The sequence below is a fragment of the Pseudomonas sp. WC2 genome (assembly GCF_050586545.1).
GTDB lineage: Bacteria > Pseudomonadota > Gammaproteobacteria > Pseudomonadales > Pseudomonadaceae > Aquipseudomonas.
This window is the reverse complement of the sequence record NZ_JBOBDR010000025.1, coordinates 21,952-44,251: the sequence shown is the minus strand read 5'-3', so window position 1 is coordinate 44,251 and position 22,300 is coordinate 21,952. Positions and strand designations below refer to the sequence as shown.

Genomic DNA, 22,300 nt, shown 5'->3' with positions numbered 1-22,300 from the left:
AGGCCGCTCCCAGGCTTAAGGTCTGGTTATTTATACAGTGTTTTGTTTCGCGCTGACAATGCCCTCCCTTAGGTCGATTTGCTTGAACTAAAAATTTCCTTAGCGCATTGAGGAATGACGATTCGACACTTTTTTGTAGGGTTAATGTTTGAAGGCCCTTGAAGCCTGATTTTGCGGCCCCATATATCGGGGCAGAAGCGCGAGTCAGGCTCGCGGACGTAATTGAAAGGAGAATTCTATGGCTGACGAACAGACAGTAGATACGCAAAACCCAGATGCCCCTCAGGCGCCGGAAGGTTCGAGTGATGACCTGGCGACCCGTGTGCAAGTGCTCGAAGAGCAATTGGCCGCAGCGCAAGATCAATCTCTGCGCGTAGCTGCCGATCTGCAGAACGTCCGCCGCCGTGCCGAACAGGACGTCGAGAAGGCGCACAAGTTTGCCCTCGAAAAATTTGCCGGCGACCTGCTGCCGATCGTCGACAGCCTGGAGCGCGGCCTCGAGCTGTCGAATCCGGACGACGAAAGTATCCGCCCGATGCGCGAAGGTATCGAGCTGACGCTGAAAATGTTCCACGACACCCTCAAGCGTTATCAGCTGGAAGCGATCGATCCGCATGGCGAACCGTTCAACGCCGTTCAGCATCAGGCGATGGCCATGCAAGAAAGCGCCGACGTAGAACCGAACAGCGTTCTGAAGGTGTTTCAGAAGGGCTACCAGCTCAACGGTCGCCTGCTGCGTCCGGCCATGGTTGTGGTCAGTAAGGCGCCTGCGCCAATTTCGCCTTCGATTGATGAGAAGGCTTGAAATTAGCCGGAAGGCCCCCATTTAGAAGTCAAGCGTTTAAGTATTACCGCAGTCAGCCACCACTGCTGCGGCAAAAAAATCCAAAGTTTCGGGAGAGTTAACATGGGCAAAATTATCGGTATCGACCTGGGGACTACCAACTCCTGCGTCTCCGTGCTGGAAAACGGCAAAGCAAAAGTTATTGAAAACGCTGAAGGCGCGCGTACCACGCCGTCGATCATCGCTTACGCCAACGATGGCGAAATCCTGGTAGGTCAGTCGGCCAAGCGTCAGGCTGTGACCAACCCGCACAACACTCTGTACGCCGTTAAGCGTCTGATCGGTCGTCGTTTCGACGAAGAAGTTGTGCAGAAAGACATCCAGATGGTCCCTTACAAGATCGTCAAGGCTGACAACAACGACGCTTGGGTTGAAGTGAACGGCCAGAAAATGGCGCCGCCACAAATCTCGGCTGAAATTCTGAAGAAAATGAAGAAGACCGCCGAAGACTACCTCGGCGAGCCAGTGACCGAAGCGGTGATCACCGTTCCGGCCTACTTCAACGACAGCCAGCGTCAGGCGACCAAAGATGCCGGCCGCATCGCCGGTCTGGACGTAAAACGTATCATCAACGAACCAACCGCAGCCGCTCTGGCTTACGGTATGGACAAGGCCAAGGGCGATCACACCGTGATCGTTTATGACCTGGGTGGCGGTACTTTCGACGTTTCCGTGATCGAGATCGCTGAAGTTGATGGCGAGCACCAGTTCGAAGTACTGGCTACCAACGGTGACACGTTCCTCGGCGGTGAAGACTTCGACATTCGTCTGATCGACTACCTCGTCGACGAATTCAAGAAAGAAAGCGGCATGAACCTCAAAGGTGATCCGCTGGCCATGCAGCGCCTGAAAGAAGCCGCTGAAAAAGCCAAGATCGAGCTGTCTTCCGCTCAGTCGACCGACGTCAACCTGCCGTACATCACTGCAGACGCGACCGGTCCTAAGCACTTGAACGTGAAGATCTCGCGCGCCAAGCTGGAAGCACTGGTTGAAGACCTGGTTCAGCGCACTATCGAACCTTGCCGCATCGCCATGAAAGACGCTGGTCTGGACGTTGGCGCGATCAACGACGTGATCCTCGTCGGTGGTCAGACCCGTATGCCGCTGGTGCAGAAGCTGGTTACTGATTTCTTCGGTAAAGAAGCTCGTAAAGACGTTAACCCGGACGAAGCTGTTGCCATGGGTGCCGCGATTCAGGGTGCTGTTCTGGCCGGTGACGTGAAAGACGTTCTGCTGCTCGACGTCAGCCCGCTGACCCTGGGTATCGAAACCATGGGTGGCGTGATGACCGCGCTGATCGAGAAAAACACCACGATTCCTACCAAGAAATCGCAAGTGTTCTCGACTGCCGACGACAACCAGGGCGCTGTGACCATTCACGTGCTGCAGGGTGAGCGTAAGCAAGCCACTCAGAACAAGTCCCTGGGCAAGTTCGACCTGGCCGACATTCCACCTGCTCCACGTGGCGTGCCGCAGATCGAAGTGACCTTCGACATCGACGCTAACGGCATTCTGCACGTTGGTGCGAAAGACAAGGCCACCGGCAAGACTCAGTCGATCGTGATCAAGGCCAACTCCGGTCTGTCCGACGAAGAAATCGAGCGCATGGTGCGTGACGCCGAAGCCAACGCTGAGGAAGATCGCAAGTTCGAAGAGCTGGCTGCTGCCCGTAACCAGGGCGACGCACTGGTTCACTCGACTCGCAAAATGATTTCCGACGCGGGCGACAAGGTCACCGCTGAAGAGAAGACTGCGATCGAAGCTGCTGTGGTCGCTCTTGAAGCCGCTGTCAAAGGCGACGACAAGGCTGCTATCGAAGCGAAGGTTGAAGAGCTCTCGAAAGTCTCCGCTCCGGTTGCTCAGAAGATGTATGCCGAACAGGCTCAGCCAGCTGATGGCGCAGCCCCGCAAGGCGAATCGGCTGAGAAGGCTGACGACGTTGTCGATGCAGAGTTCGAAGAAGTCAAAGACCAGAAGTAAGTTGTTGGTCGGCCGGTTGACTGCCTTCGGGCAGTGACTGGTAGGATGTCGCCGCGCGGGAGCTAGCTCCCGCGTTGGCGTATCTGGAATACGCGAATTTTTACAGCATGCGACAACGTTCGGATGTTGGCGGTATGGCTGAAGATGCTCCTGCTTTTCACGCCGAAAGTACCGCAAGAAACAAAGACCAGGATCGTTGAATTGACGTGAGTTGGGTCCGGGCCTGTATTGGGGCTCAACGAGTTTGGCCATCCTCAGGAGGGGTTTGCCGAACGTCCTCAAGAGTGCGGAAGACTTATGGCAAAGCGTGACTATTACGAAGTGTTGGGTGTTGAGCGTGGCTCAAGCGATGCAGACCTGAAGAAGGCCTATCGCCGTCTGGCGATGAAGCATCACCCGGACCGTAATCCCGATGACAAAGCGTCGGAAGAACTGTTCAAAGAGGCCAACGAGGCCTACGAAGTGCTGTCCGATTCCAGCAAACGTGCAGCTTACGACCAGTACGGTCATGCCGGTGTCGACCCGAGCATGGGTGGCGGCGGTGCCGGTTTTGGCGGTCAGAACTTCTCTGACATCTTTGGTGATGTCTTCAGTGACTTCTTCGGTGGCGGGCGCGGCGGTTCCCGTGGCGGCGCTCAGCGTGGCAGCGATTTGCGCTACACCCTGGAACTGAATCTGGAAGAAGCGGTGCGCGGCACCTCGGTGAATATCCGCGTTCCGACACTGGTCAATTGCAAGCCGTGCGACGGTTCGGGTGCCAAGAAAGGCTCCTCGCCTTCGACGTGCCCGACGTGCGGCGGCATCGGCCAGGTGCGTATGCAGCAAGGCTTCTTCTCCGTGCAGCAAACCTGCCCGCGTTGCCATGGCCAAGGCAAGATCATTTCCGATCCGTGCGATTCCTGCCACGGTGACGGACGCGTTGAAGAGTACAAAACCCTGTCGGTCAAAGTGCCGGCTGGCGTTGATACCGGCGACCGCATTCGTCTGTCCGGCGAAGGCGAGGCGGGTACGCAAGGTGGCCCGACGGGCGACCTGTATGTGGTCATCAATGTGCGCGAGCACGACATCTTCCAGCGCGATGGCAAGCATCTGTTCTGCGAGGTGCCGATCAGCTTCGTCGACGCAGCACTGGGTGGCGAACTGGAAATTCCGACACTAGATGGTCGCGTCAAACTGAAAATCCCTGAAGGCACCCAGACCGGCAAGCAATTCCGCGTCCGCGGCAAAGGTGTGGCGCCGGTGCGTGGCGGTGGTGCGGGCGACTTGATGTGCCGCGTCGCGGTCGAGACCCCGGTCAACCTGAACCGTCGTCAGCGCGAATTGCTGGAAGAATTCCGCAGCTCGCTGGCGGACGACAACAGCCACTCGCCGAAAACCACCGGTTGGTTCGACGGTGTGAAGCGTTTCTTCGGCGATCTGTAAGGAGTCGGCATGCGACGTATAGCTGTGATGGGCGCTGCTGGGCGCATGGGTAAAATTCTGGTCGAGGCCGTGCAGCAGCGCGCGCCGCTGACCGGGTTGACCGCTGCCGTGGTTCGTCCTGGCAGCACGCTGATCGGCGTCGATGCCGGCGAGCTTGCTTCGTTGGGTCGTATCGGCGTGCCGTTGTCCGGGCATATCGAGGCGGTGGCTGAAGAGTTCGACGTCTTGATCGACTTCACCCTGCCCGAAGTGATGCTGAAAAACCTGGCGTTCTGCCGCAAGGCAGGCAAGGCCATGGTCATCGGCACTACCGGGCTGGACGCTGCGCAGAAGCAGTTGCTGGTAGAGGCGGGCAAGGATATTCCGATCGTCTTCGCGGCCAACTTCAGCGTCGGCGTCAATCTGTCGCTGAAGTTGCTCGACATGGCAGCGCGGGTGCTGGGTGACGAGGCCGACATCGAGATCATCGAAGCCCATCACCGTCACAAGATCGATGCGCCGTCGGGTACGGCGTTGCGCATGGGTGAAGTGATTGCCAGTGCGCTGGATCGTGATCTGCAGAAAGTTGCGGTGTACGGTCGCGAAGGTCACACCGGCGCTCGCGAGCGCGAAACGATCGGTTTTGCCACTGTGCGCGGTGGTGATGTGGTGGGTGATCACACCGTGCTGTTTGCCTGCGAAGGTGAGCGTCTGGAGATCACGCACAAGGCGTCGAGTCGCATGACGTTCGCCAAGGGTGCGGTGCGCGCTGCACTGTGGCTGGACGGTCGTGAGCCAGGGCTGTACGACATGCAAGACGTGCTCGACCTGCGTTGATTCAATGCCGAATCCGGCGCAAACGCCCTGTTTGCGCTGGTTTTTCTTCGCTTGGTGACGTCCTGTCGCATTCTCCGCCCTATAAGGCACTTCAGCGGTAGACCAAAAAAGCCTTTTTCTGTAAGCTACAGCTTTAGTGTGTCCACTAAAAGCGCGCAGAATAATTCAGTGAAGAAGCGGGGTGACGTGTCCATACGTCACTCCGCTTTTTTACAACCTGCGATCGCCCTTTCATGCGTTATTTACGGGAGGTCTTCTTGACTAAGCCAGCCATACTTGCCCTTGCTGATGGCAGCATTTTTCGCGGCGAAGCCATTGGTGCCGACGGTCAAACCGTTGGTGAGGTGGTGTTCAACACCGCAATGACCGGCTATCAGGAAATCCTTACCGATCCTTCCTACGCCCAACAGATCGTGACCCTGACCTACCCGCACATCGGCAACACCGGCACTACGCCGGAAGATGCCGAGTCCGATCGTGTCTGGTCCGCCGGCCTGGTCATTCGTGATCTGCCGCTGGTAGCGAGCAACTGGCGTAACACGATGTCCCTGTCCGACTACCTGAAAGCCAACAACGTTGTGGCCATCGCCGGTATCGACACCCGTCGCCTGACCCGCATCCTGCGTGAAAAAGGCGCTCAGAACGGCTGCATCATGGCCGGCGACAACATTTCCGAAGAAGCGGCCATCGCCGCTGCGCAAGGCTTCCCGGGCCTGAAGGGCATGGATCTGGCGAAAGTCGTCAGCACCAAGAAGCAATACGAATGGCGCTCGACTGTCTGGGATCTGAAGACCGACAGCCACGCGACCATCGACGCTTCCGAACTGCCATACCACGTGGTTGCCTACGACTACGGCGTCAAGGTCAACATCCTGCGCATGCTGGTCGAGCGCGGCTGCCGCGTCACCGTGGTGCCGGCTCAGACTCCAGCGGCCGACGTGCTGGCGCTGAAACCGGATGGCGTGTTCCTGTCCAACGGCCCTGGTGACCCGGAGCCATGCGACTACGCGATCAAGGCGATCAAGGAAGTACTGGAAACCGAAATTCCGGTGTTCGGCATCTGCCTCGGTCACCAACTGCTGGCACTGGCCTCCGGCGCCAAGACCCTGAAAATGGGCCACGGCCACCACGGTGCCAACCACCCGGTGCAGGATCTGGACACTGGCGTTGTGATGATCACCAGCCAGAACCACGGTTTCGCGGTAGACGAAGAAACCCTGCCAGCCAACGTGCGTGCGATCCACAAATCGCTGTTCGACGGCACCCTGCAAGGCATCGAGCGCACCGACAAGAGCGCGTTCAGCTTCCAGGGCCACCCTGAAGCGAGCCCGGGCCCGAACGACGTCGCGCCACTGTTCGACCGCTTCATCAACGAGATGGCCAAGCGACGCTAAGCGTTCGCCTTGAGACTGTAGAGAGAAGCCCCTCGAGGGCGGCCCCGACACCGGTGGCCCCCTCGGGACTTCAGAAATCGATCAAGACGGCTTGCCGACTGACCTGCGGATTTGAGTGACAAACCCATGCCAAAACGTACAGACATTAAAAGCATCCTGATTCTCGGCGCTGGCCCGATCGTTATCGGCCAGGCCTGCGAATTCGACTACTCCGGCGCCCAGGCCTGCAAAGCCCTGCGCGAAGAGGGTTACCGCGTCATCCTGGTGAACTCCAACCCGGCCACCATCATGACCGATCCGGACATGGCCGACGCCACCTACATCGAGCCGATCAAGTGGCAGACCGTTGCCAAGATCATCGAAAAAGAACGTCCGGACGCGGTGCTGCCAACCATGGGCGGCCAGACTGCTCTGAACTGCGCCCTGGACCTGGAGCGCGAAGGCGTTCTGGAGAAGTTCGGCGTAGAAATGATCGGCGCTAACGCCGACACCATCGACAAGGCTGAAGACCGTTCGCGTTTCGACAAGGCGATGAAATCCATCGGCCTGGCGTGCCCGCGCTCCGGTATCGCCCACAGCATGGAAGAAGCCAACGCGGTCCTCGAAACCCTGGGCTTCCCGTGCATCATTCGTCCGTCCTTCACCATGGGCGGCACCGGTGGCGGTATCGCTTACAACCGTGAAGAGTTCGAAGAAATCTGCGCCCGTGGTCTGGATCTGTCGCCGACCAAAGAGCTGCTGATCGACGAATCGCTGATCGGCTGGAAAGAATATGAAATGGAAGTTGTCCGCGACAAAAAGGACAACTGCATCATCGTCTGCTCGATCGAAAACTTTGACCCGATGGGCGTGCACACCGGTGACTCGATCACCGTGGCTCCAGCACAGACCCTGACCGACAAGGAATACCAGATCCTGCGTAACGCCTCGCTGGCGGTACTGCGCGAGATCGGCGTCGAGACTGGCGGTTCCAACGTTCAATTCGGTATCTGCCCGAACACTGGCCGCATGGTCGTGATCGAAATGAACCCGCGTGTATCGCGTTCCTCGGCCCTGGCTTCGAAAGCCACCGGTTTCCCGATCGCCAAAGTCGCGGCCAAGCTGGCTGTGGGTTACACCCTCGACGAACTGTCGAACGACATCACTGGCGGCAAGACCCCGGCGTCTTTCGAGCCGTCGATCGACTACGTCGTGACCAAGCTGCCACGTTTCGCCTTCGAGAAATTCGCCAAGGCTGACGCACGCCTGACCACTCAAATGAAGTCGGTTGGCGAAGTCATGGCCATCGGCCGTACCTTCCAGGAATCCCTGCAGAAAGCCCTGCGCGGTCTGGAAGTGGGCGTTTGCGGTCTGGACGAGAAACTCGACCTGAGCAACCCGGAAAGCATGAGCGTGCTCAAGCGCGAACTGACCGTGCCGGGCGCCGAGCGTATCTGGTACGTGGCGGACGCTTTCCGCGCTGGCCTGTCGGTCGAAGACATCTTCGGCATGAACATGATCGACCCGTGGTTCCTGGTGCAGATCGAAGATCTGATCAAGGAAGAAGAGAAGGTCAAGACCCTGGGTCTGTCCGCTATCGACCGCGATCTGATGTTCAAGCTCAAGCGTAAAGGCTTCTCCGATCAGCGTCTGGCCAAGCTGCTGGGCGTGACCGAGAAGAACCTTCGCACCCACCGCCAGAAGCTGGAAGTGTTCCCGGTTTACAAGCGCGTTGACACCTGCGCCGCCGAGTTCGCCACTGACACCGCCTACCTCTACTCGACTTACGAGGAAGAGTGCGAAGCCGCGCCGTCGGGTCGCGACAAGATCATGATTCTGGGTGGCGGTCCGAACCGTATCGGCCAGGGTATCGAGTTCGACTACTGCTGCGTTCACGCTGCTCTCGCTCTGCGCGAAGACGGCTACGAAACCATCATGGTCAACTGCAACCCGGAAACCGTTTCCACCGACTACGACACTTCCGACCGTCTGTACTTTGAGCCGGTAACCCTGGAAGACGTACTGGAAATCTGCCGCGTCGAGAAGCCGAAAGGCGTGATCGTCCAGTACGGCGGCCAGACTCCGCTGAAACTGGCTCGCGCTCTGGAAGCCGCAGGCGTGCCAATCATCGGCACCAGCCCTGACGCCATCGACCGCGCTGAAGACCGTGAGCGCTTCCAGCAAATGGTTGAGCGTCTGAACCTGCGTCAGCCGCCAAACGCCACCGTGCGCAGCGAAGACGAAGCTGTTCGTGCTGCCGCGAAAATCGGTTATCCGCTGGTGGTGCGTCCGTCCTATGTACTGGGCGGCCGTGCGATGGAAATCGTTTACAAAGAAGACGAGCTCAAGCGTTACCTGCGTGACGCGGTGCAAGTGTCCAACGACAGCCCGGTGCTGCTTGACCACTTCCTCAACTGCGCCATCGAAATGGACGTGGATGCGGTTTGCGACGGCAAAGACGTGGTGATCGGCGCGATCATGCAGCACATCGAACAGGCGGGCGTTCACTCCGGTGACTCCGCGTGCTCGCTGCCGCCGTACTCGCTGCCGGCGCACATCCAGGACGAGATGCGCGAACAGGTCAAGAAAATGGCCCTGGAACTGGGCGTTGTCGGCCTGATGAACGTGCAGTTGGCGCTGCAAGGCGAAGACATCTACGTCATCGAAGTCAACCCGCGCGCCTCGCGTACCGTACCGTTCGTATCGAAGTGCATCGGTGTTTCCCTGGCGATGATCGCTGCCCGCGTGATGGCCGGTAAGACCCTGAAGGAAATCGGCTTCACCAAAGAAATCATTCCGAACTTCTACAGCGTGAAAGAGGCGGTCTTCCCGTTCGCCAAATTCCCTGGCGTTGACCCGATCCTCGGCCCAGAGATGAAGTCGACCGGTGAAGTGATGGGCGTCGGCGACACCTTCGGTGAAGCATTCGCCAAAGCCCAGATGGGCGCGAGCGAAGTCCTGCCGACCGGCGGTACTGCGTTCATCAGCGTGCGCGACGACGACAAGCCGCTGGTTGCAGGCGTGGCCCGTGATCTGATCAACTTGGGTTTCGAAGTGGTTGCGACTGCCGGCACTGCCAAGCTGATCGAAGCCGCAGGCCTGAAAGTGCGCCGTGTGAACAAGGTGACCGAGGGTCGTCCGCACGTGGTCGACATGATCAAGAATGACGAAGTCACCTTGATCATCAATACCACCGAGGGTCGTCAGTCGATCGCTGATTCGTACTCCATTCGTCGTAATGCCTTGCAGCACAAGATTTACTGCACCACCACCATTGCTGCTGGCGAAGCTATCTGTGAAGCGCTGAAGTTCGGTCCGGAAAAGACCGTGCGCCGCTTGCAGGATCTACACGCAGGATTGAAGGCATGAGCATAACCAAGTACCCAATGACTGTTCAGGGCGCTCGCGCCCTGGAAGAAGAACACACTCACTTGACCAAGGTCGTCCGTCCGAAGCTCAGCCAGGACATCGGTACGGCCCGCGAGTTGGGTGACTTGAAAGAAAACGCTGAATATCATGCCGCCCGCGAACAGCAAGGCATGGTCGAGGCGCGGATTCGTGACATCGAAGGCCGGATTCAGAATCAGGTCATCATTGATGTCACCTCGATTCCGCATACCGGCAAAGTGATCTTCGGTACCACCGTCGAAATCGCCAACGTCGAGACTGATGAAAGCGTCACTTACCACATCGTGGGTGAGGATGAGGCTGACTTCAAACTCGGCAAGATTTCCGTCGGCTCGCCTTTGGCCCGTGCCTTGATCGGCAAGGAAGAGGGCGATGTGGTCGCCGTGAAAACGCCTGGTGGCGTGATCGAGTATGAGATTGTCGAAGTCCGTCACATCTGAAAAAGGGCGCCCGCTGCATGCGGGCGCCATGCTTTGGCAGCTGACCCAGATGCTTTGGGTCGGTGGCCTATGGCTGATTCATCTCGGTTTGCAGCCGGCGTTGGGCAAAATCGGCCTGGCGCCACTGCTGATCGATGAAGTCGCCAGTGCATTTGAAGTGCTGGTGGTGGGGTTTGCCGCCGCGTGCGTTATTTTTCAGGCTTTGGTGCTGGTACAGGCCGAGGGCCTTGCCAGTCTATGGCGGGATTTTCGTGGGCAGGTGCTGCTGATGGCGTTGTATGCGTGCGCGATGTTTGTCGCAGTGCGTGTCGGCTGGCCGGATGCGCAGCGCTGGCAGGTGTTCAGCTTTCTGATTCTGGGCTTTTCGGGGTTGGTGCTGGTGTTGCAGCCCGTGCCGGGATGGAGTGGCAGGGTGCGCGAAGCACACCCTTGACCCTTGTCATCACTTGAAGCGATGAATGTTCGACAGCTGCTTGTTGGCGCTGAAGTTTCTGCGGTAAACCAGTGCCATCTTGCCGATGACCTGTACCAGATCCGCTTTGCCGACTTTGCACAACTCTGCAATGTGCGCCAGGCGCGACTCGCGATCGAGGATGTTGAGCTTGATTTTGATCAGCTCGTGATCCGCCAACGCGCGCTCAAGTTCGGCTAAAACACCTTCAGTCAAACCGTTGTCAGCCACCGTCAACACCGGTTTCAGGTGATGACCAATGGATTTGTACTGTTTTTTCTGCTCTGGAGTGAGCGGCATAATCTGACCCTTTCGTCTGGATTCTGTAAAATGGCGGCCATTTTACCCGAGGGTTCGTGGATCCGCCCAATTAATCACGACCCTAATCATCGAGGTGCCCAATGGCGCGTTCCAAGACAAGCCTTGGTTGGCTGAAACGACATGTCAACGATCCCTATGTGAAGCAAGCGCAGAAGGATGGCTACCGCTCGCGTGCGAGTTACAAGCTTCTGGAAGTCCAGGAGAAATACAAGCTGATCCGCCCTGGCATGAGCGTCGTCGACCTGGGCGCAGCCCCGGGTGGCTGGTCGCAGGTCACCAGCCGATTGATCGGTGGTCAGGGTCGTTTGATCGCTTCGGACATCCTGGAAATGGACAGCATCCCTGACGTGACTTTCATCCAGGGCGACTTCACCGAAGATGCAGTGCTCGCGCAGATCCTGGAAGCCGTCGGTAATTCGCAGGTAGACCTTGTGATTTCCGATATGGCCCCCAATATGAGTGGTACGCCTGAAGTGGATATGCCCAAAGCCATGTTCCTGTGCGAACTGGCGCTCGATCTGGCGGAGCGGATCCTCAAGCCGGGCGGTAATTTCGTCATCAAGATCTTTCAGGGCGAAGGCTTTGATGTTTACCTGAAGGACGCTCGCAAGAAGTTCGACAAGATCCAGATGATCAAGCCGGACTCTTCTCGCGGCAGCTCCCGCGAGCAATATATGCTGGCTTGGGGTTATCGCGGGCGTAGCGAGTAAATCGAGGTTTTTGTGCGGGGTGATAGGTTTTTCGTATTTTGCCCTGAGCGTTTTAGCGAATATTGTGTAGAAAGTGTTTCACAAAGGGTTACAGACGGCGCCTGCCAGAGTCGTAGGTAATGTAGTAAGTTAGGCCGGTGAATATCATGCGAAGCGCGCGCCAGTAGCGGAGCTTGCTTCAGAGGGTAGTTAATTGAACGATATGGCAAAGAATCTGATCCTGTGGTTGATCATCGCAGCTGTCCTGGTGACGGTGATGAACAACTTCTCCAGCCCTAACGAGCCGCAGACCCTCAACTATTCCGACTTCATCCAGCAGGTCAAGGATGGCAAGGTCGAGCGCGTAGCCGTTGATGGTTATGTGATTACCGGTAAGCGTAACGATGGCGACAGCTTCAAGACCATTCGTCCGGCAATTCAGGACAATGGCCTGATCGGCGATCTGGTCGACAACCACGTTGTGGTTGAAGGCAAGCAGCCTGAGCAGCAAAGCATCTGGACCCAGCTTCTGGTGGCCAGCTTCCCGATCCTGGTGATCATCGCGGTGTTCATGTTCTTCATGCGCCAGATGCAGGGCGGTGCGGGTGGCAAGGGCGGACCAATGAGCTTTGGCAAGAGCAAGGCGCGCCTGCTCTCCGAAGATCAGGTCAAGACCACTTTGGCTGACGTTGCTGGTTGCGACGAAGCCAAAGAAGAAGTCGGCGAGCTCGTCGAGTTCCTGCGTGATCCGGGCAAGTTCCAGCGTCTGGGCGGCCGCATTCCTCGCGGTGTGCTGATGGTGGGTCCTCCGGGTACCGGTAAGACCTTGCTGGCCAAGGCTATCGCTGGCGAAGCCAAAGTGCCTTTCTTCACCATTTCCGGTTCTGACTTCGTCGAGATGTTCGTTGGTGTTGGTGCCAGCCGTGTTCGCGACATGTTCGAGCAGGCGAAGAAACACGCGCCTTGCATCATCTTCATCGACGAAATCGACGCCGTCGGTCGCCACCGTGGCGCCGGCATGGGCGGTGGTCACGACGAGCGTGAGCAGACTCTCAACCAATTGCTGGTTGAGATGGACGGCTTCGAAATGAACGACGGCATCATTGTTATCGCTGCAACCAACCGTCCTGACGTTCTCGACCCCGCTCTGTTGCGTCCGGGCCGTTTCGACCGTCAAGTTGTGGTTGGTCTGCCGGATATCCGTGGTCGTGAGCAGATCCTCAAAGTTCACATGCGCAAAGTGCCAATGGGTGACGACGTTGCACCTGCCGTTATCGCACGTGGTACTCCGGGTTTTTCGGGTGCTGACCTGGCCAACCTGGTCAACGAAGCGTCGTTGTTCGCTGCCCGCAGCGGCAAGCGCATCGTCGAGATGAAAGAGTTTGAACTGGCGAAAGACAAAATCATGATGGGCGCTGAGCGCAAATCCATGGTGATGTCCGAGAAAGAAAAACAGAACACTGCTTATCATGAAGCTGGCCACGCCATCGTTGGTCGCGTCGTGCCTGAGCATGATCCGGTTTACAAAGTGTCGATCATTCCGCGCGGTCGTGCGCTGGGTGTGACGATGTTCCTGCCGGAAGAAGATCGTTACAGCCTGTCCAAGCGTGCGCTGATCAGCCAGATCTGCTCGCTGTATGGCGGCCGTATTGCTGAAGAGATGACGCTCGGCTTTGATGGCGTGACTACCGGCGCCTCCAACGACATCATGCGTGCCAGCCAGATTGCGCGGAACATGGTGACCAAGTGGGGTCTGTCGGAAAAACTCGGTCCGTTGATGTATGCCGAAGAAGAGGGTGAAGTATTCCTCGGTCGCGGCGGTGGCGGTCAGGCAGCCAGCTTCTCTGGCGAGACAGCCAAGCTGATCGACTCTGAAGTGCGCAGCATCATTGATCAGTGCTATGGCACGGCCAAGCAGATCCTCACGGATAACCGTGACAAGCTCGATGCGATGGCTGATGCGCTGATGAAATACGAAACGATTGATGCTGAGCAGATCGACGACATCATGGCAGGTCGCACGCCTCGCGAGCCGCGTGACTGGTCGGGTGGTACGGGTACGCCGCCACCTCCGGTAGTTCGTGACGAGCGTCCGGAAACACCGATTGGCGGTCCGGCTGCTGACGTTTAAGGTTTGAAATGACTTCTGTTCAGTCCCTGACCCGGTTGCCTTGCGGCAACCGGGTTCTTGATTTGGCCCATACGCATGTTATGGGCATTCTCAATGTAACCCCCGATTCCTTCTCCGATGGCGGCCGATACAGCCAGCTCAATGCAGCCTTGCGCCATGCGCAAGCGATGGTGGCAGCCGGGGCGACGCTGATTGATGTCGGTGGCGAGTCCACTCGGCCTGGTGCGCGTGCGGTATCGCCGCTCGAAGAACTCGAGCGCGTGGCGCCAATCGTTGAGCTGATCAATCGCGAGCTGGATGTAATCATCTCTGTCGATACTTCGACGCCAGCCGTCATGCGCGAAACCGCAAGGCTGGGTGCCGGGTTGATCAACGATGTCCGATCGCTTCAGCGCGATGGTGCGCTGGATGCGGCGGCGGCGACAGGTTTGCCGGTCTGTCTTATGCACATGCTGGGAGAGCCCGGCGATATGCAGGACGACCCGCAATATCAGGATGTCACCCGGGAAGTGGCAGAGTTTCTTGCCGAGCGCATGACTAAATGCGCGCAGGCGGGAATTCCTGCCGAGCGCATCATCCTTGACCCTGGCTTCGGCTTCGCCAAAACCCTGCAGCACAATCTAAGCTTGTTCAAGCATATGGAAGCCTTGCACGCGCTGGGTCGGCCTCTACTGGTGGGCGTCTCCCGAAAAAGCATGATCGGCCATGCGTTGAATCGCCCGGTGGGTGAGCGCTTGCATGGTGGTCTGGCTTTGGCGGCACTGGCATCTGTCAAGGGTGCGCGTATATTGCGCGTCCATGATGTGGCAGAAACAGTAGACGTGGTGCGGATGATCGCGGCCGTGGAATCAGCTGAATAAGAATGATGGAGCACTTATGAGCAAAAAATATTTTGGTACCGACGGCATTCGCGGTCGTGTCGGCGTATACCCGATTACTCCTGACTTCATGCTGAAGCTCGGCTGGGCCGCCGGTATGGCGTTCCGCAAGATGGGCGCCTGCAAAGTCCTCGTCGGCAAAGACACGCGTATTTCTGGCTATATGTTCGAATCGGCGCTTGAGGCCGGCCTCACGTCTGCAGGCGCAGACGTGATGTTGCTTGGCCCGATGCCGACACCGGCCATTGCCTATTTGTCGCGCACGTTTCAAGCCGAAGCCGGCATCGTCATCAGTGCGTCGCACAACCCGCATGATGATAACGGCATCAAATTCTTCTCCGGGAAGGGCACCAAGCTCCCAGATGAGCTGGAGTTGATGATCGAGGAATTGCTGGATGCGCCGATGACGGTGGTGGAGTCGAGCAAGATCGGCAAAGTGTCGCGTATCAACGACGCCTCCGGTCGCTACATTGAGTTTTGTAAGAGTAGCGTCCCAACCGGTACCAATTTTAATGGCCTCAAGGTCGTTATCGATTGCGCGCACGGTGCGACCTATAAGGTGGCGCCGAGCGTTTTCCGTGAGTTGGGCGCAGAAGTTGTCGTGCTGTCGGCCCAGCCCAATGGCCTGAACATCAATGATAATTGCGGCTCGACCCATATGGATCAGCTGCAGGCTGCGGTGCTGGCTGAGCACGCCGATCTGGGTATTGCTTTCGACGGCGATGGTGATCGGGTGCTGATGGTTGACCACACCGGCGCCATTGTTGATGGTGACGAACTGTTGTTCATCATTGCCCGTGACCTGCATGAGCGAGGCAAGCTGCAAGGGGGGGTCGTCGGCACGCTGATGAGTAACCTTGGTCTTGAGCTGGCGCTGGCGGATCTGTCGATCCCGTTCATTCGTGCGAATGTCGGCGACCGCTATGTCATCGCCGAGTTGCTGGAGCGTAACTGGCTGGTGGGTGGTGAGAACTCGGGGCATATTGTTTGCTTCAACCACACCACGACCGGTGACGCGATCATCGCCGCCTTGCAAGTGTTGATGGCGCTGAAAACCCGTAATGAAGGCCTTGCGCAATCCCGTCAGGCGCTGCGCAAGTGCCCTCAGGTTCTGATCAACGTGCGATTTGGCGGTGGCGAAAGTCCGCTGGAGCATCCGGCTGTCAAGGAAGCGAGTGCCCGTGTCACCCAGGCAATGGCGGGTCGTGGGCGCGTGCTTTTGCGCAAGTCCGGGACAGAGCCTCTGGTGCGCGTCATGGTCGAAGGCGAGGACGAAACTCAGGTTCGCAGCTATGCCGAAGAACTGGCAAAACTGGTAACTGAAGTTTCTGCCTGATACGGCTTGCAAGCCATGATTGTGTTGGGTAACATCTGCGCCCACTTTGACCGACGAGGTACAGCATGCGTCGCCCTATGGTAGCTGGTAACTGGAAGATGCACGGTACCCGCGCCAGCGTCGCTGAGCTGATCAACGGCCTTCGTCATCTGGCCTTGCCAAGCGGTGTTGATGTCGCGGTATTCCCGCCTTGCTTGCATATCAATCAAGTGATTGATGGTTTGAAAGGTAAATCGATTTCGGTCGGTGCGCAGAATTCTGCGGTGGAATCCATGCAAGGTGCATTGACCGGTGAAATAGCGCCGAGTCAGTTGGTGGATGCAGGTTGTTCCCTGGTGCTTGTCGGGCACTCCGAACGCCGCCAGATAATGGGCGAGCGAGACGGAATGCTGAATCGCAAGTTCGCAGCGGCACAGGCATGTGGCTTGATTCCGGTGTTGTGCGTAGGGGAAACCCTCGAGCAGCGCGAAGCCGGGAAAACTCTTGAAGTTGTCGGGCGTCAGCTTGGCAGCATCATCGAGGAGCTGGGTGTTGGTGCTTTTGCCAAGGCAGTCATTGCTTACGAGCCAGTCTGGGCCATTGGCACCGGGCTGACTGCAACGCCGCAGCAGGCGCAGGATGTGCATAAAGCCATCCGCGAGCAGCTGGCGGCAGAGAATTCTGAAGTCGCACGAGGTGTGCGGCTTCTATACGGCGGCAGCGTGAAGGCGGCCAATGCGGTCGAACTGTTCGGCATGCCGGATATCGATGGGGGGCTCATTGGTGGAGCTTCCCTGAATGCAGATGAGTTCGGTGCGATCTGTCGCGCCGCGGGAAACTGAAAAAATGCTGGAAACAGTCGTAGTCGTTTTTCATCTGCTGGGTGCATTGGGCGTAGTTGCTCTGGTTTTGCTGCAGCAGGGTAAGGGTGCGGACGCTGGCGCGTCTTTCGGAGCAGGTGCTTCAAATACTGTGTTCGGAAGCCAAGGTTCCTCTACCTTTCTTAGTAAGTTTACTGCTATACTTGCCGCCGGTTTCTTCATAACCAGCTTGGGGTTAGGTTACTTTGCTAAAGAGAAGGCTCATCAGCTGACTCAAGCAGGTCTCCCAAATCCAGCAGTGTTGGAAGTACCTAAGCAACAACAACCGGCTTCTGATGATGTCCCGGTGCTTCAAGAGCAAAAGTCGGCTACTCCAGCGACTGACGTACCTCCAGCTCAAGAGCAGAAGTAAGAAGGGTTTCAAACGTAGTTTTGCCGAGGTGGTGGAATTGGTAGACACGCAACCTTGAGGTGGTTGTGCCCATAGGGTGTAGGGGTTCGAGTCCCCTTCTCGGTACCAATTAGTCAGGAGAGCCCGCTGTTGCGGGCTTTCTTGCAGGTGGAAGGTTACATTGACCCTATAAGGGATCGGTCGTATACTTCCGCCCCAGCTTTGTCGCGGGGTGGAGCAGTCTGGTAGCTCGTCGGGCTCATAACCCGAAGGTCGTCGGTTCAAATCCGGCCCCCGCAACCAGTTTAAGGAGCCCCTTTTAAGGGGCTTTTTGTTAGCTGGACACTTTCAACGCCGCTGTTCGACGGCGTTTCAAGGATGGGCGTTTCGCCCATTTTTTTATTTTGCAAAGCATGCACATATCATGCACTAGGGGGTTCAGGTGTCGAGCAAGCTAGAAGAGTTGCAGGCCTTGCTGGCCCCGGTGGTCGTGGCCCTGGGCTATGAATGCTGGGGTATCGAGTTTTCGGCTCAGGGTCGTCACTCGATGTTGCGCGTTTATATCGATAAAGAGGGTGGCGTGCTGGTGGACGATTGCGCCATTGTCAGCCGTCAGATCAGTGGTGTGCTGGATGTTGAAGATCCAATCACCGTTGAATACACCCTTGAAGTTTCCTCGCCTGGCATGGAGCGCCCACTGTTCACTCTTGAGCAGTTTGCAAAATTTGCCGGTGAACAAGTGAAGATCAAGCTGCGCTCGCCTTTTGAAGGTCGACGCAACTTTCAGGGCCTTCTGCGCGGTGTAGAAGAACAGGATGTCGTGGTGCAGGTTGAAGACCATGAGTTCCTGTTGCCGATCGATATGATCGACAAGGCCAACATTATTCCCAGTTTTGACTGAGACGCGGATCCCGCGGATCCAATGGCTTGCGAAAGGCGAGGCGTACGATGAGCAAAGAAGTACTGCTGGTTGTTGAGTCGGTATCCAATGAAAAGGGCGTACCGGCAAGCGTAATTTTTGAAGCGTTGGAGCTGGCTCTGGCCACTGCTACCAAAAAGCGTTTTGAAGACGAAGTAGACCTGCGTGTGGAAATTAACCGCCACACCGGTTCTTACGAAACTTTCCGTCGCTGGACGGTTGTCGAAGAGAATGATCTCGACGATCCGGCCATCGAAACCTGGCCGAGCAAGGTTGCGCTGACGCATCCGGGTGCCAACGTTGGCGACGTCGTCGAAGAAAAGATCGAATCCATCGAGTTCGGCCGCATTGCTGCACAGACTGCCAAGCAAGTCATCGTGCAGAAAGTGCGTGAAGCCGAGCGCGCTCAAGTGGTCGACGCTTATCGCGAGCGCCTGGGAGAAATCATCTCCGGCACCGTGAAAAAAGTCACCCGCGACAACGTGATCGTCGATCTGGGTAACAACGCTGAAGCGTTGCTGGCCCGTGAAGACATCATTTCTCGCGAAACCTTCCGTGTTGGCGTGCGTCTGCGTGCGCTGCTCAAGGAAATCCGCACCGAGAACCGCGGCCCGCAGCTGATCCTGTCGCGTACTGCGCCGGAAATGCTGATCGAGCTGTTCCGTATCGAAGTGCCGGAAATCGCTGAAGGCCTGATCGAAGTCATGGCTGCGTCCCGTGATCCGGGTTCGCGCGCCAAGATCGCCGTCCGCTCCAAGGACAAGCGCATCGACCCACAAGGTGCTTGCATCGGTATGCGCGGTTCGCGCGTCCAGGCAGTGTCGGGTGAGTTGGGCGGTGAGCGTGTTGATATCGTGCTGTGGGACGACAACCCGGCTCAGTTCGTGATCAACGCCATGTCCCCGGCCGAGGTTGCGGCAATTATCGTTGACGAAGATGCCCATGCAATGGACATCGCCGTTGGCGCAGACAATCTGGCTCAGGCCATCGGTCGCGGTGGTCAGAACGTGCGTCTGGCTAGCCAATTGACTGGCTGGACCCTGAACGTGATGACCGAATCGGACATCCAGGCTAAGCAGCAAGCAGAAACCGGCGACATCCTGCGCAATTTCATCGACGAGCTGGAAGTCGACGAAGACCTGGCACAGGTGCTGGTAGATGAAGGCTTCACCAGCCTGGAAGAGATTGCCTACGTACCGTTGGAAGAAATGCTCAACATCGACGGCTTTGACGAAGATACCGTCAACGAGCTTCGCGCTCGTGCCAAGGATCGTTTGTTGACCAAAGCCATCGCTACTGAGGAAAAGCTGGCAGACGCCCATCCGGCCGAAGACCTGCTCTCGCTTGAGGGTATGGACAAGGATTTGGCGATGGAACTGGCGGTGCGCGGCGTAATTACCCGCGAAGACCTGGCCGAGCAGTCTATTGACGATCTGCTCGACATCGACGGCATTGACGATGATCGTGCCGGCAAGTTGATCATGGCCGCCCGAGCCCACTGGTTCGAGTAATTAGGCGCGGCCTGAGGAGAGAAGTGCATGACGCAAGTCACGGTGAAACAACTGGCCGATGAGGTCAAAACACCGGTAGAGCGCCTGTTGCAGCAGATGCGTGAGGCAGGTCTGCCGCACACCGCCGCCGAAGAAAATGTGACTGACAGTGAGAAGCAGTCCCTGCTGACTCACTTGAAAAGCAGCCACAAGGCGAAAGTGGAAGAACCACGCAAGATCACGCTGCAGCGTAAAACCACCAGCACCCTGCGTGTGGCTGGTAGCAAGAGCATCAGCGTAGAAGTTCGCAAAAAGAAAGTTTTCGTACAGCGTAGCCCGGAAGAAATCGAAGCCGAGCGCAAGCGTGAACTGGATGAGCGTCGCGCAGTAGAAAATGCTGCCCGTCAAAAGGCTGAACAAGAAGCCAAGCAGCGCGCCGAAGAAGAAGCGCGTCGCCAGCCTGCTGCTCCGCAAACTGCTACCACCGACGCTGTTTCGGCGCCGGCTGCCGCTGCCGAACCAGTACGCGAAAGCGCGCCGGTAGTTGCCGCTGCTCCAGCGCCGTCTGCTGAAGTTCGCAACAAGCAGAACGAACAGCGCCGTCCGGACAAGCCACGTGCTGACGATAACAATCGTCGCAGCGGTGGCGGTGATGGCGAGCGCAAAAACGCTCCGCATCGCGCCTCGGTCAAAGAAAAAGCGCCGGCGCCACGTGTGGCGCCACGCACTACCGACGAAGAAAGCGATGGCTTCCGTCGTGGTGGTCGCGGCAAGGCCAAGCTGAAGAAGCGCAATGCACACGGTTTCCAGAGCCCAACCGGCCCTGTCGTGCGTGATGTGCAGATCGGCGAGACCATCACTGTTGGCGATCTCGCCAATCAGATGTCGGTCAAGGCTGCTGAAATCATCAAGTTCATGTTCAAACTCGGTACTCCAGCGACCATCAACCAGGTGCTTGATCAGGAAACTGCTCAACTGGTAGCCGAAGAACTGGGCCACAAAGTGACCCTGGTCAGCGACACCGCCCTGGAAGATTCCCTGGCCGAGTCCCTGAAGTTTGAAGGCGAGACGTTCTCCCGTGCTCCGGTCGTGACCGTAATGGGCCACGTTGACCACGGTAAAACCTCGCTGCTCGACTACATCCGTCGTGCCAAGGTAGCTGCTGGCGAAGCCGGTGGTATCACCCAGCACATCGGTGCGTACCACGTTGAAACCGAACGCGGCATGGTCACCTTCCTCGACACCCCGGGTCACGCCGCGTTTACCGCAATGCGTGCTCGTGGTGCCAAGGCGACCGACATCGTGATTCTGGTGGTTGCAGCGGACGACGGCGTGATGCCGCAGACCATTGAAGCTGTTCAGCACGCGGTCGCGGCTGGCGTTCCATTGGTTGTTGCAGTGAACAAAATCGACAAGCCGGGCGCCGATCTTGATCGCATCCGTAGCGAACTGTCGGTTCACGGCGTGACTTCCGAAGAGTGGGGCGGTGATACGCCGTTCGTACCGGTTTCGGCGAAAGTCGGTACTGGCGTGGACGAGTTGCTTGAAGCCGTTCTGCTGCAAGCTGAAGTTCTCGAACTGAAAGCGACTCCATCGGCTCCAGGCCGTGGTGTTGTGGTTGAATCGCGTCTCGACAAAGGTCGTGGCCCGGTTGCAACCGTTCTGGTTCAAGACGGTACCCTGCGCCAAGGCGACATGGTGCTGGTCGGTTCGAACTATGGCCGCGTGCGCGCCATGCTCGACGAGAACGGCAAGCCAATTAAAGAAGCCGGTCCATCCATCCCTGTCGAGATCCTCGGCCTGGACGGTACTCCGGACGCTGGCGACGAGATGAGCGTTGTTGCTGACGAGAAGAAAGCCCGTGAAGTGGCTCTGTTCCGTCAAGGCAAGTTCCGCGAAGTCAAACTGGCTCGCGCTCACGCCGGCAAGCTGGAAAACATCTTCGAAAACATGGGTCAGGCCGAGAAGAAGACGCTCAACATCGTCCTCAAATCCGACGTCCGTGGTTCCCTGGAAGCTCTGCAGGGCGCATTGAATGGCCTGGGCAACGACGAAGTGCAAGTGCGCGTAGTTGGTGGCGGTGTCGGTGGTATCACCGAATCCGACGCTAACCTGGCACTGGCTTCCAACGCTGTACTGTTCGGCTTCAACGTGCGTGCCGATGCTGGCGCACGGAAGATCGTCGAGCAGGAAGGTCTGGATATGCGTTACTACAACGTGATCTACGACATCATCGAAGACGTCAAGAAAGCCCTGACCGGTATGCTCGGCAGCGATGTTCGCGAGAACATCCTGGGTGTGGCCGAAGTGCGTGACGTGTTCCGTTCGCCGAAGTTTGGCGCGATCGCAGGCTGCATGGTGATCGAAGGTGTTGTGCACCGTAACCGTCCGATCCGCGTACTGCGCGAAGACATCGTTATCTTCGAAGGCGAGCTGGAATCCCTGCGCCGCTTCAAGGATGACGCTTCCGAAGTACGTGCTGGCATGGAATGCGGTATCGGCGTGAAGAGCTACAACGACGTCAAAGTCGGCGACAAGATCGAAGTCTTCGAGAAGGTTCAGGTTGCTCGCAGCCTCTAACTCGCGCACTTCAGGAGCCGTGATGGTCGGC

Annotated in this window: 18 protein-coding genes and 2 tRNA genes; 19 read left to right on the top strand and 1 reads right to left on the bottom strand. The window is 57.6% G+C overall.

Annotated elements, in window-relative coordinates:
• Positions 1–238 precede the first annotated feature (238 nt).
• The 8 genes from grpE to ACQ4OE_RS24410 all read left to right on the top strand — a co-directional run bounded on the left by grpE (position 239) and on the right by ACQ4OE_RS24410 (position 10,716).
• A complete protein-coding gene (grpE, locus tag ACQ4OE_RS24445; RefSeq protein ID WP_122595211.1) occupies positions 239–805 on the top strand; it encodes a nucleotide exchange factor GrpE in 567 nt (188 codons plus the stop codon).
• A gap of 102 nt (positions 806–907) precedes the next feature.
• Positions 908–2,824 (top strand): molecular chaperone DnaK, encoded by a 1,917-nt coding sequence (gene dnaK, locus ACQ4OE_RS24440; RefSeq protein WP_122595210.1) that lies wholly within the window; start codon positions 908–910, stop codon positions 2,822–2,824.
• Between the two features lie 297 nt (positions 2,825–3,121).
• Positions 3,122–4,246, top strand: coding sequence for a molecular chaperone DnaJ (dnaJ, locus tag ACQ4OE_RS24435; RefSeq protein ID WP_038357478.1), 1,125 nt, complete (start codon positions 3,122–3,124; stop codon positions 4,244–4,246).
• Between the two features lie 9 nt (positions 4,247–4,255).
• Entirely contained in the window at positions 4,256–5,062 is an 807-nt protein-coding gene (gene dapB / locus ACQ4OE_RS24430; protein ID WP_008088318.1) for a 4-hydroxy-tetrahydrodipicolinate reductase, read from the top strand.
• Positions 5,063–5,319: 257 nt separating this feature from the next.
• Entirely contained in the window at positions 5,320–6,456 is a 1,137-nt protein-coding gene (gene carA, locus ACQ4OE_RS24425) for a glutamine-hydrolyzing carbamoyl-phosphate synthase small subunit (RefSeq protein WP_122595209.1), read from the top strand.
• A gap of 126 nt (positions 6,457–6,582) precedes the next feature.
• Positions 6,583–9,804, top strand: a complete 3,222-nt coding sequence (gene carB, locus ACQ4OE_RS24420) for a carbamoyl-phosphate synthase large subunit (RefSeq protein WP_007915231.1) — start codon at positions 6,583–6,585, stop codon at positions 9,802–9,804.
• Positions 9,805–9,806: 2 nt separating this feature from the next.
• Positions 9,807–10,283 carry a transcription elongation factor GreA gene (gene greA / locus ACQ4OE_RS24415; RefSeq protein WP_122595307.1) on the top strand — a complete coding sequence of 159 codons (477 nt, stop codon included), beginning with the start codon at positions 9,807–9,809 and terminating at the stop codon, positions 10,281–10,283.
• Positions 10,284–10,311: 28 nt separating this feature from the next.
• The gene (locus ACQ4OE_RS24410) at positions 10,312–10,716 is read left to right on the top strand and encodes an MFS transporter (protein WP_122595208.1); all 405 of its coding nucleotides are present in this window, start codon (positions 10,312–10,314) and stop codon (positions 10,714–10,716) included.
• A gap of 9 nt (positions 10,717–10,725) precedes the next feature.
• Here ACQ4OE_RS24410 and ACQ4OE_RS24405 read toward each other — a convergent pair whose 3' ends face one another.
• Positions 10,726–11,034, bottom strand: a complete 309-nt coding sequence (locus ACQ4OE_RS24405) for a YhbY family RNA-binding protein (RefSeq protein ID WP_122595207.1) — start codon at positions 11,032–11,034, stop codon at positions 10,726–10,728.
• A gap of 101 nt (positions 11,035–11,135) precedes the next feature.
• On the opposite strand from ACQ4OE_RS24405, the gene rlmE reads away from it, so the two are divergent.
• The 11 genes from rlmE to infB all read left to right on the top strand — a co-directional run bounded on the left by rlmE (position 11,136) and on the right by infB (position 22,269).
• A complete protein-coding gene (rlmE, locus tag ACQ4OE_RS24400; RefSeq protein ID WP_008088328.1) occupies positions 11,136–11,765 on the top strand; it encodes a 23S rRNA (uridine(2552)-2'-O)-methyltransferase RlmE in 630 nt (209 codons plus the stop codon).
• A gap of 202 nt (positions 11,766–11,967) precedes the next feature.
• Entirely contained in the window at positions 11,968–13,875 is a 1,908-nt protein-coding gene (gene ftsH / locus ACQ4OE_RS24395) for an ATP-dependent zinc metalloprotease FtsH (RefSeq protein ID WP_016986501.1), read from the top strand.
• 8 nt (positions 13,876–13,883) lie between these two features.
• Complete coding sequence (gene folP, locus ACQ4OE_RS24390; protein WP_430948190.1) at positions 13,884–14,735, top strand: dihydropteroate synthase; 852 nt, start codon at positions 13,884–13,886, stop codon at positions 14,733–14,735.
• 16 nt (positions 14,736–14,751) lie between these two features.
• Complete coding sequence (gene glmM, locus ACQ4OE_RS24385) at positions 14,752–16,089, top strand: phosphoglucosamine mutase (protein ID WP_430948189.1); 1,338 nt, start codon at positions 14,752–14,754, stop codon at positions 16,087–16,089.
• Positions 16,090–16,154: 65 nt separating this feature from the next.
• Positions 16,155–16,910: a triose-phosphate isomerase gene (tpiA, locus tag ACQ4OE_RS24380; protein WP_008088336.1), complete on the top strand. Its 756-nt coding sequence runs from the start codon at positions 16,155–16,157 to the stop codon at positions 16,908–16,910.
• A 4-nt stretch (positions 16,911–16,914) separates the two neighbouring features.
• Positions 16,915–17,301 carry a preprotein translocase subunit SecG gene (gene secG, locus ACQ4OE_RS24375; RefSeq protein WP_016986497.1) on the top strand — a complete coding sequence of 129 codons (387 nt, stop codon included), beginning with the start codon at positions 16,915–16,917 and terminating at the stop codon, positions 17,299–17,301.
• A 22-nt stretch (positions 17,302–17,323) separates the two neighbouring features.
• Positions 17,324–17,409, top strand: a tRNA-Leu gene (locus tag ACQ4OE_RS24370).
• 97 nt (positions 17,410–17,506) lie between these two features.
• Positions 17,507–17,583: transfer RNA gene (locus ACQ4OE_RS24365), tRNA-Met, on the top strand.
• A gap of 139 nt (positions 17,584–17,722) precedes the next feature.
• The gene (rimP, locus tag ACQ4OE_RS24360; protein WP_064387885.1) at positions 17,723–18,181 is read left to right on the top strand and encodes a ribosome maturation factor RimP; all 459 of its coding nucleotides are present in this window, start codon (positions 17,723–17,725) and stop codon (positions 18,179–18,181) included.
• 47 nt (positions 18,182–18,228) lie between these two features.
• Positions 18,229–19,710 (top strand): transcription termination factor NusA, encoded by a 1,482-nt coding sequence (gene nusA / locus ACQ4OE_RS24355; protein ID WP_122595204.1) that lies wholly within the window; start codon positions 18,229–18,231, stop codon positions 19,708–19,710.
• A 27-nt stretch (positions 19,711–19,737) separates the two neighbouring features.
• On the top strand, positions 19,738–22,269 hold the full coding sequence (gene infB, locus ACQ4OE_RS24350; RefSeq protein ID WP_430948188.1) for a translation initiation factor IF-2: 2,532 nt from the start codon (positions 19,738–19,740) through the stop codon (positions 22,267–22,269).
• Positions 22,270–22,300 lie beyond the last annotated feature (31 nt).

Bases quoted from the DNA above. Each gene is read 5' to 3' on its own strand.
- infB (WP_430948188.1), top strand. From the start codon at position 19,738: ATGACGCAAGTCACGGTGAAACAACTGGCCGATGAGGTCAAAACACCG.
- glmM (WP_430948189.1), top strand. From the start codon at position 14,752: ATGAGCAAAAAATATTTTGGTACCGACGGCATTCGCGGTCGTGTCGGC.
- ACQ4OE_RS24405 (WP_122595207.1), bottom strand. From the start codon at position 11,034: ATGCCGCTCACTCCAGAGCAGAAAAAACAGTACAAATCCATTGGTCAT.
- rlmE (WP_008088328.1), top strand. From the start codon at position 11,136: ATGGCGCGTTCCAAGACAAGCCTTGGTTGGCTGAAACGACATGTCAAC.
- secG (WP_016986497.1), top strand. From the start codon at position 16,915: ATGCTGGAAACAGTCGTAGTCGTTTTTCATCTGCTGGGTGCATTGGGC.
- dnaJ (WP_038357478.1), top strand. From the start codon at position 3,122: ATGGCAAAGCGTGACTATTACGAAGTGTTGGGTGTTGAGCGTGGCTCA.
- carB (WP_007915231.1), top strand. From the start codon at position 6,583: ATGCCAAAACGTACAGACATTAAAAGCATCCTGATTCTCGGCGCTGGC.
- dnaK (WP_122595210.1), top strand. From the start codon at position 908: ATGGGCAAAATTATCGGTATCGACCTGGGGACTACCAACTCCTGCGTC.
- dapB (WP_008088318.1), top strand. From the start codon at position 4,256: ATGCGACGTATAGCTGTGATGGGCGCTGCTGGGCGCATGGGTAAAATT.
- grpE (WP_122595211.1), top strand. From the start codon at position 239: ATGGCTGACGAACAGACAGTAGATACGCAAAACCCAGATGCCCCTCAG.
- tpiA (WP_008088336.1), top strand. From the start codon at position 16,155: ATGCGTCGCCCTATGGTAGCTGGTAACTGGAAGATGCACGGTACCCGC.
- nusA (WP_122595204.1), top strand. From the start codon at position 18,229: ATGAGCAAAGAAGTACTGCTGGTTGTTGAGTCGGTATCCAATGAAAAG.
- folP (WP_430948190.1), top strand. From the start codon at position 13,884: ATGACTTCTGTTCAGTCCCTGACCCGGTTGCCTTGCGGCAACCGGGTT.
- ftsH (WP_016986501.1), top strand. From the start codon at position 11,968: ATGGCAAAGAATCTGATCCTGTGGTTGATCATCGCAGCTGTCCTGGTG.
- ACQ4OE_RS24410 (WP_122595208.1), top strand. From the start codon at position 10,312: ATGCTTTGGCAGCTGACCCAGATGCTTTGGGTCGGTGGCCTATGGCTG.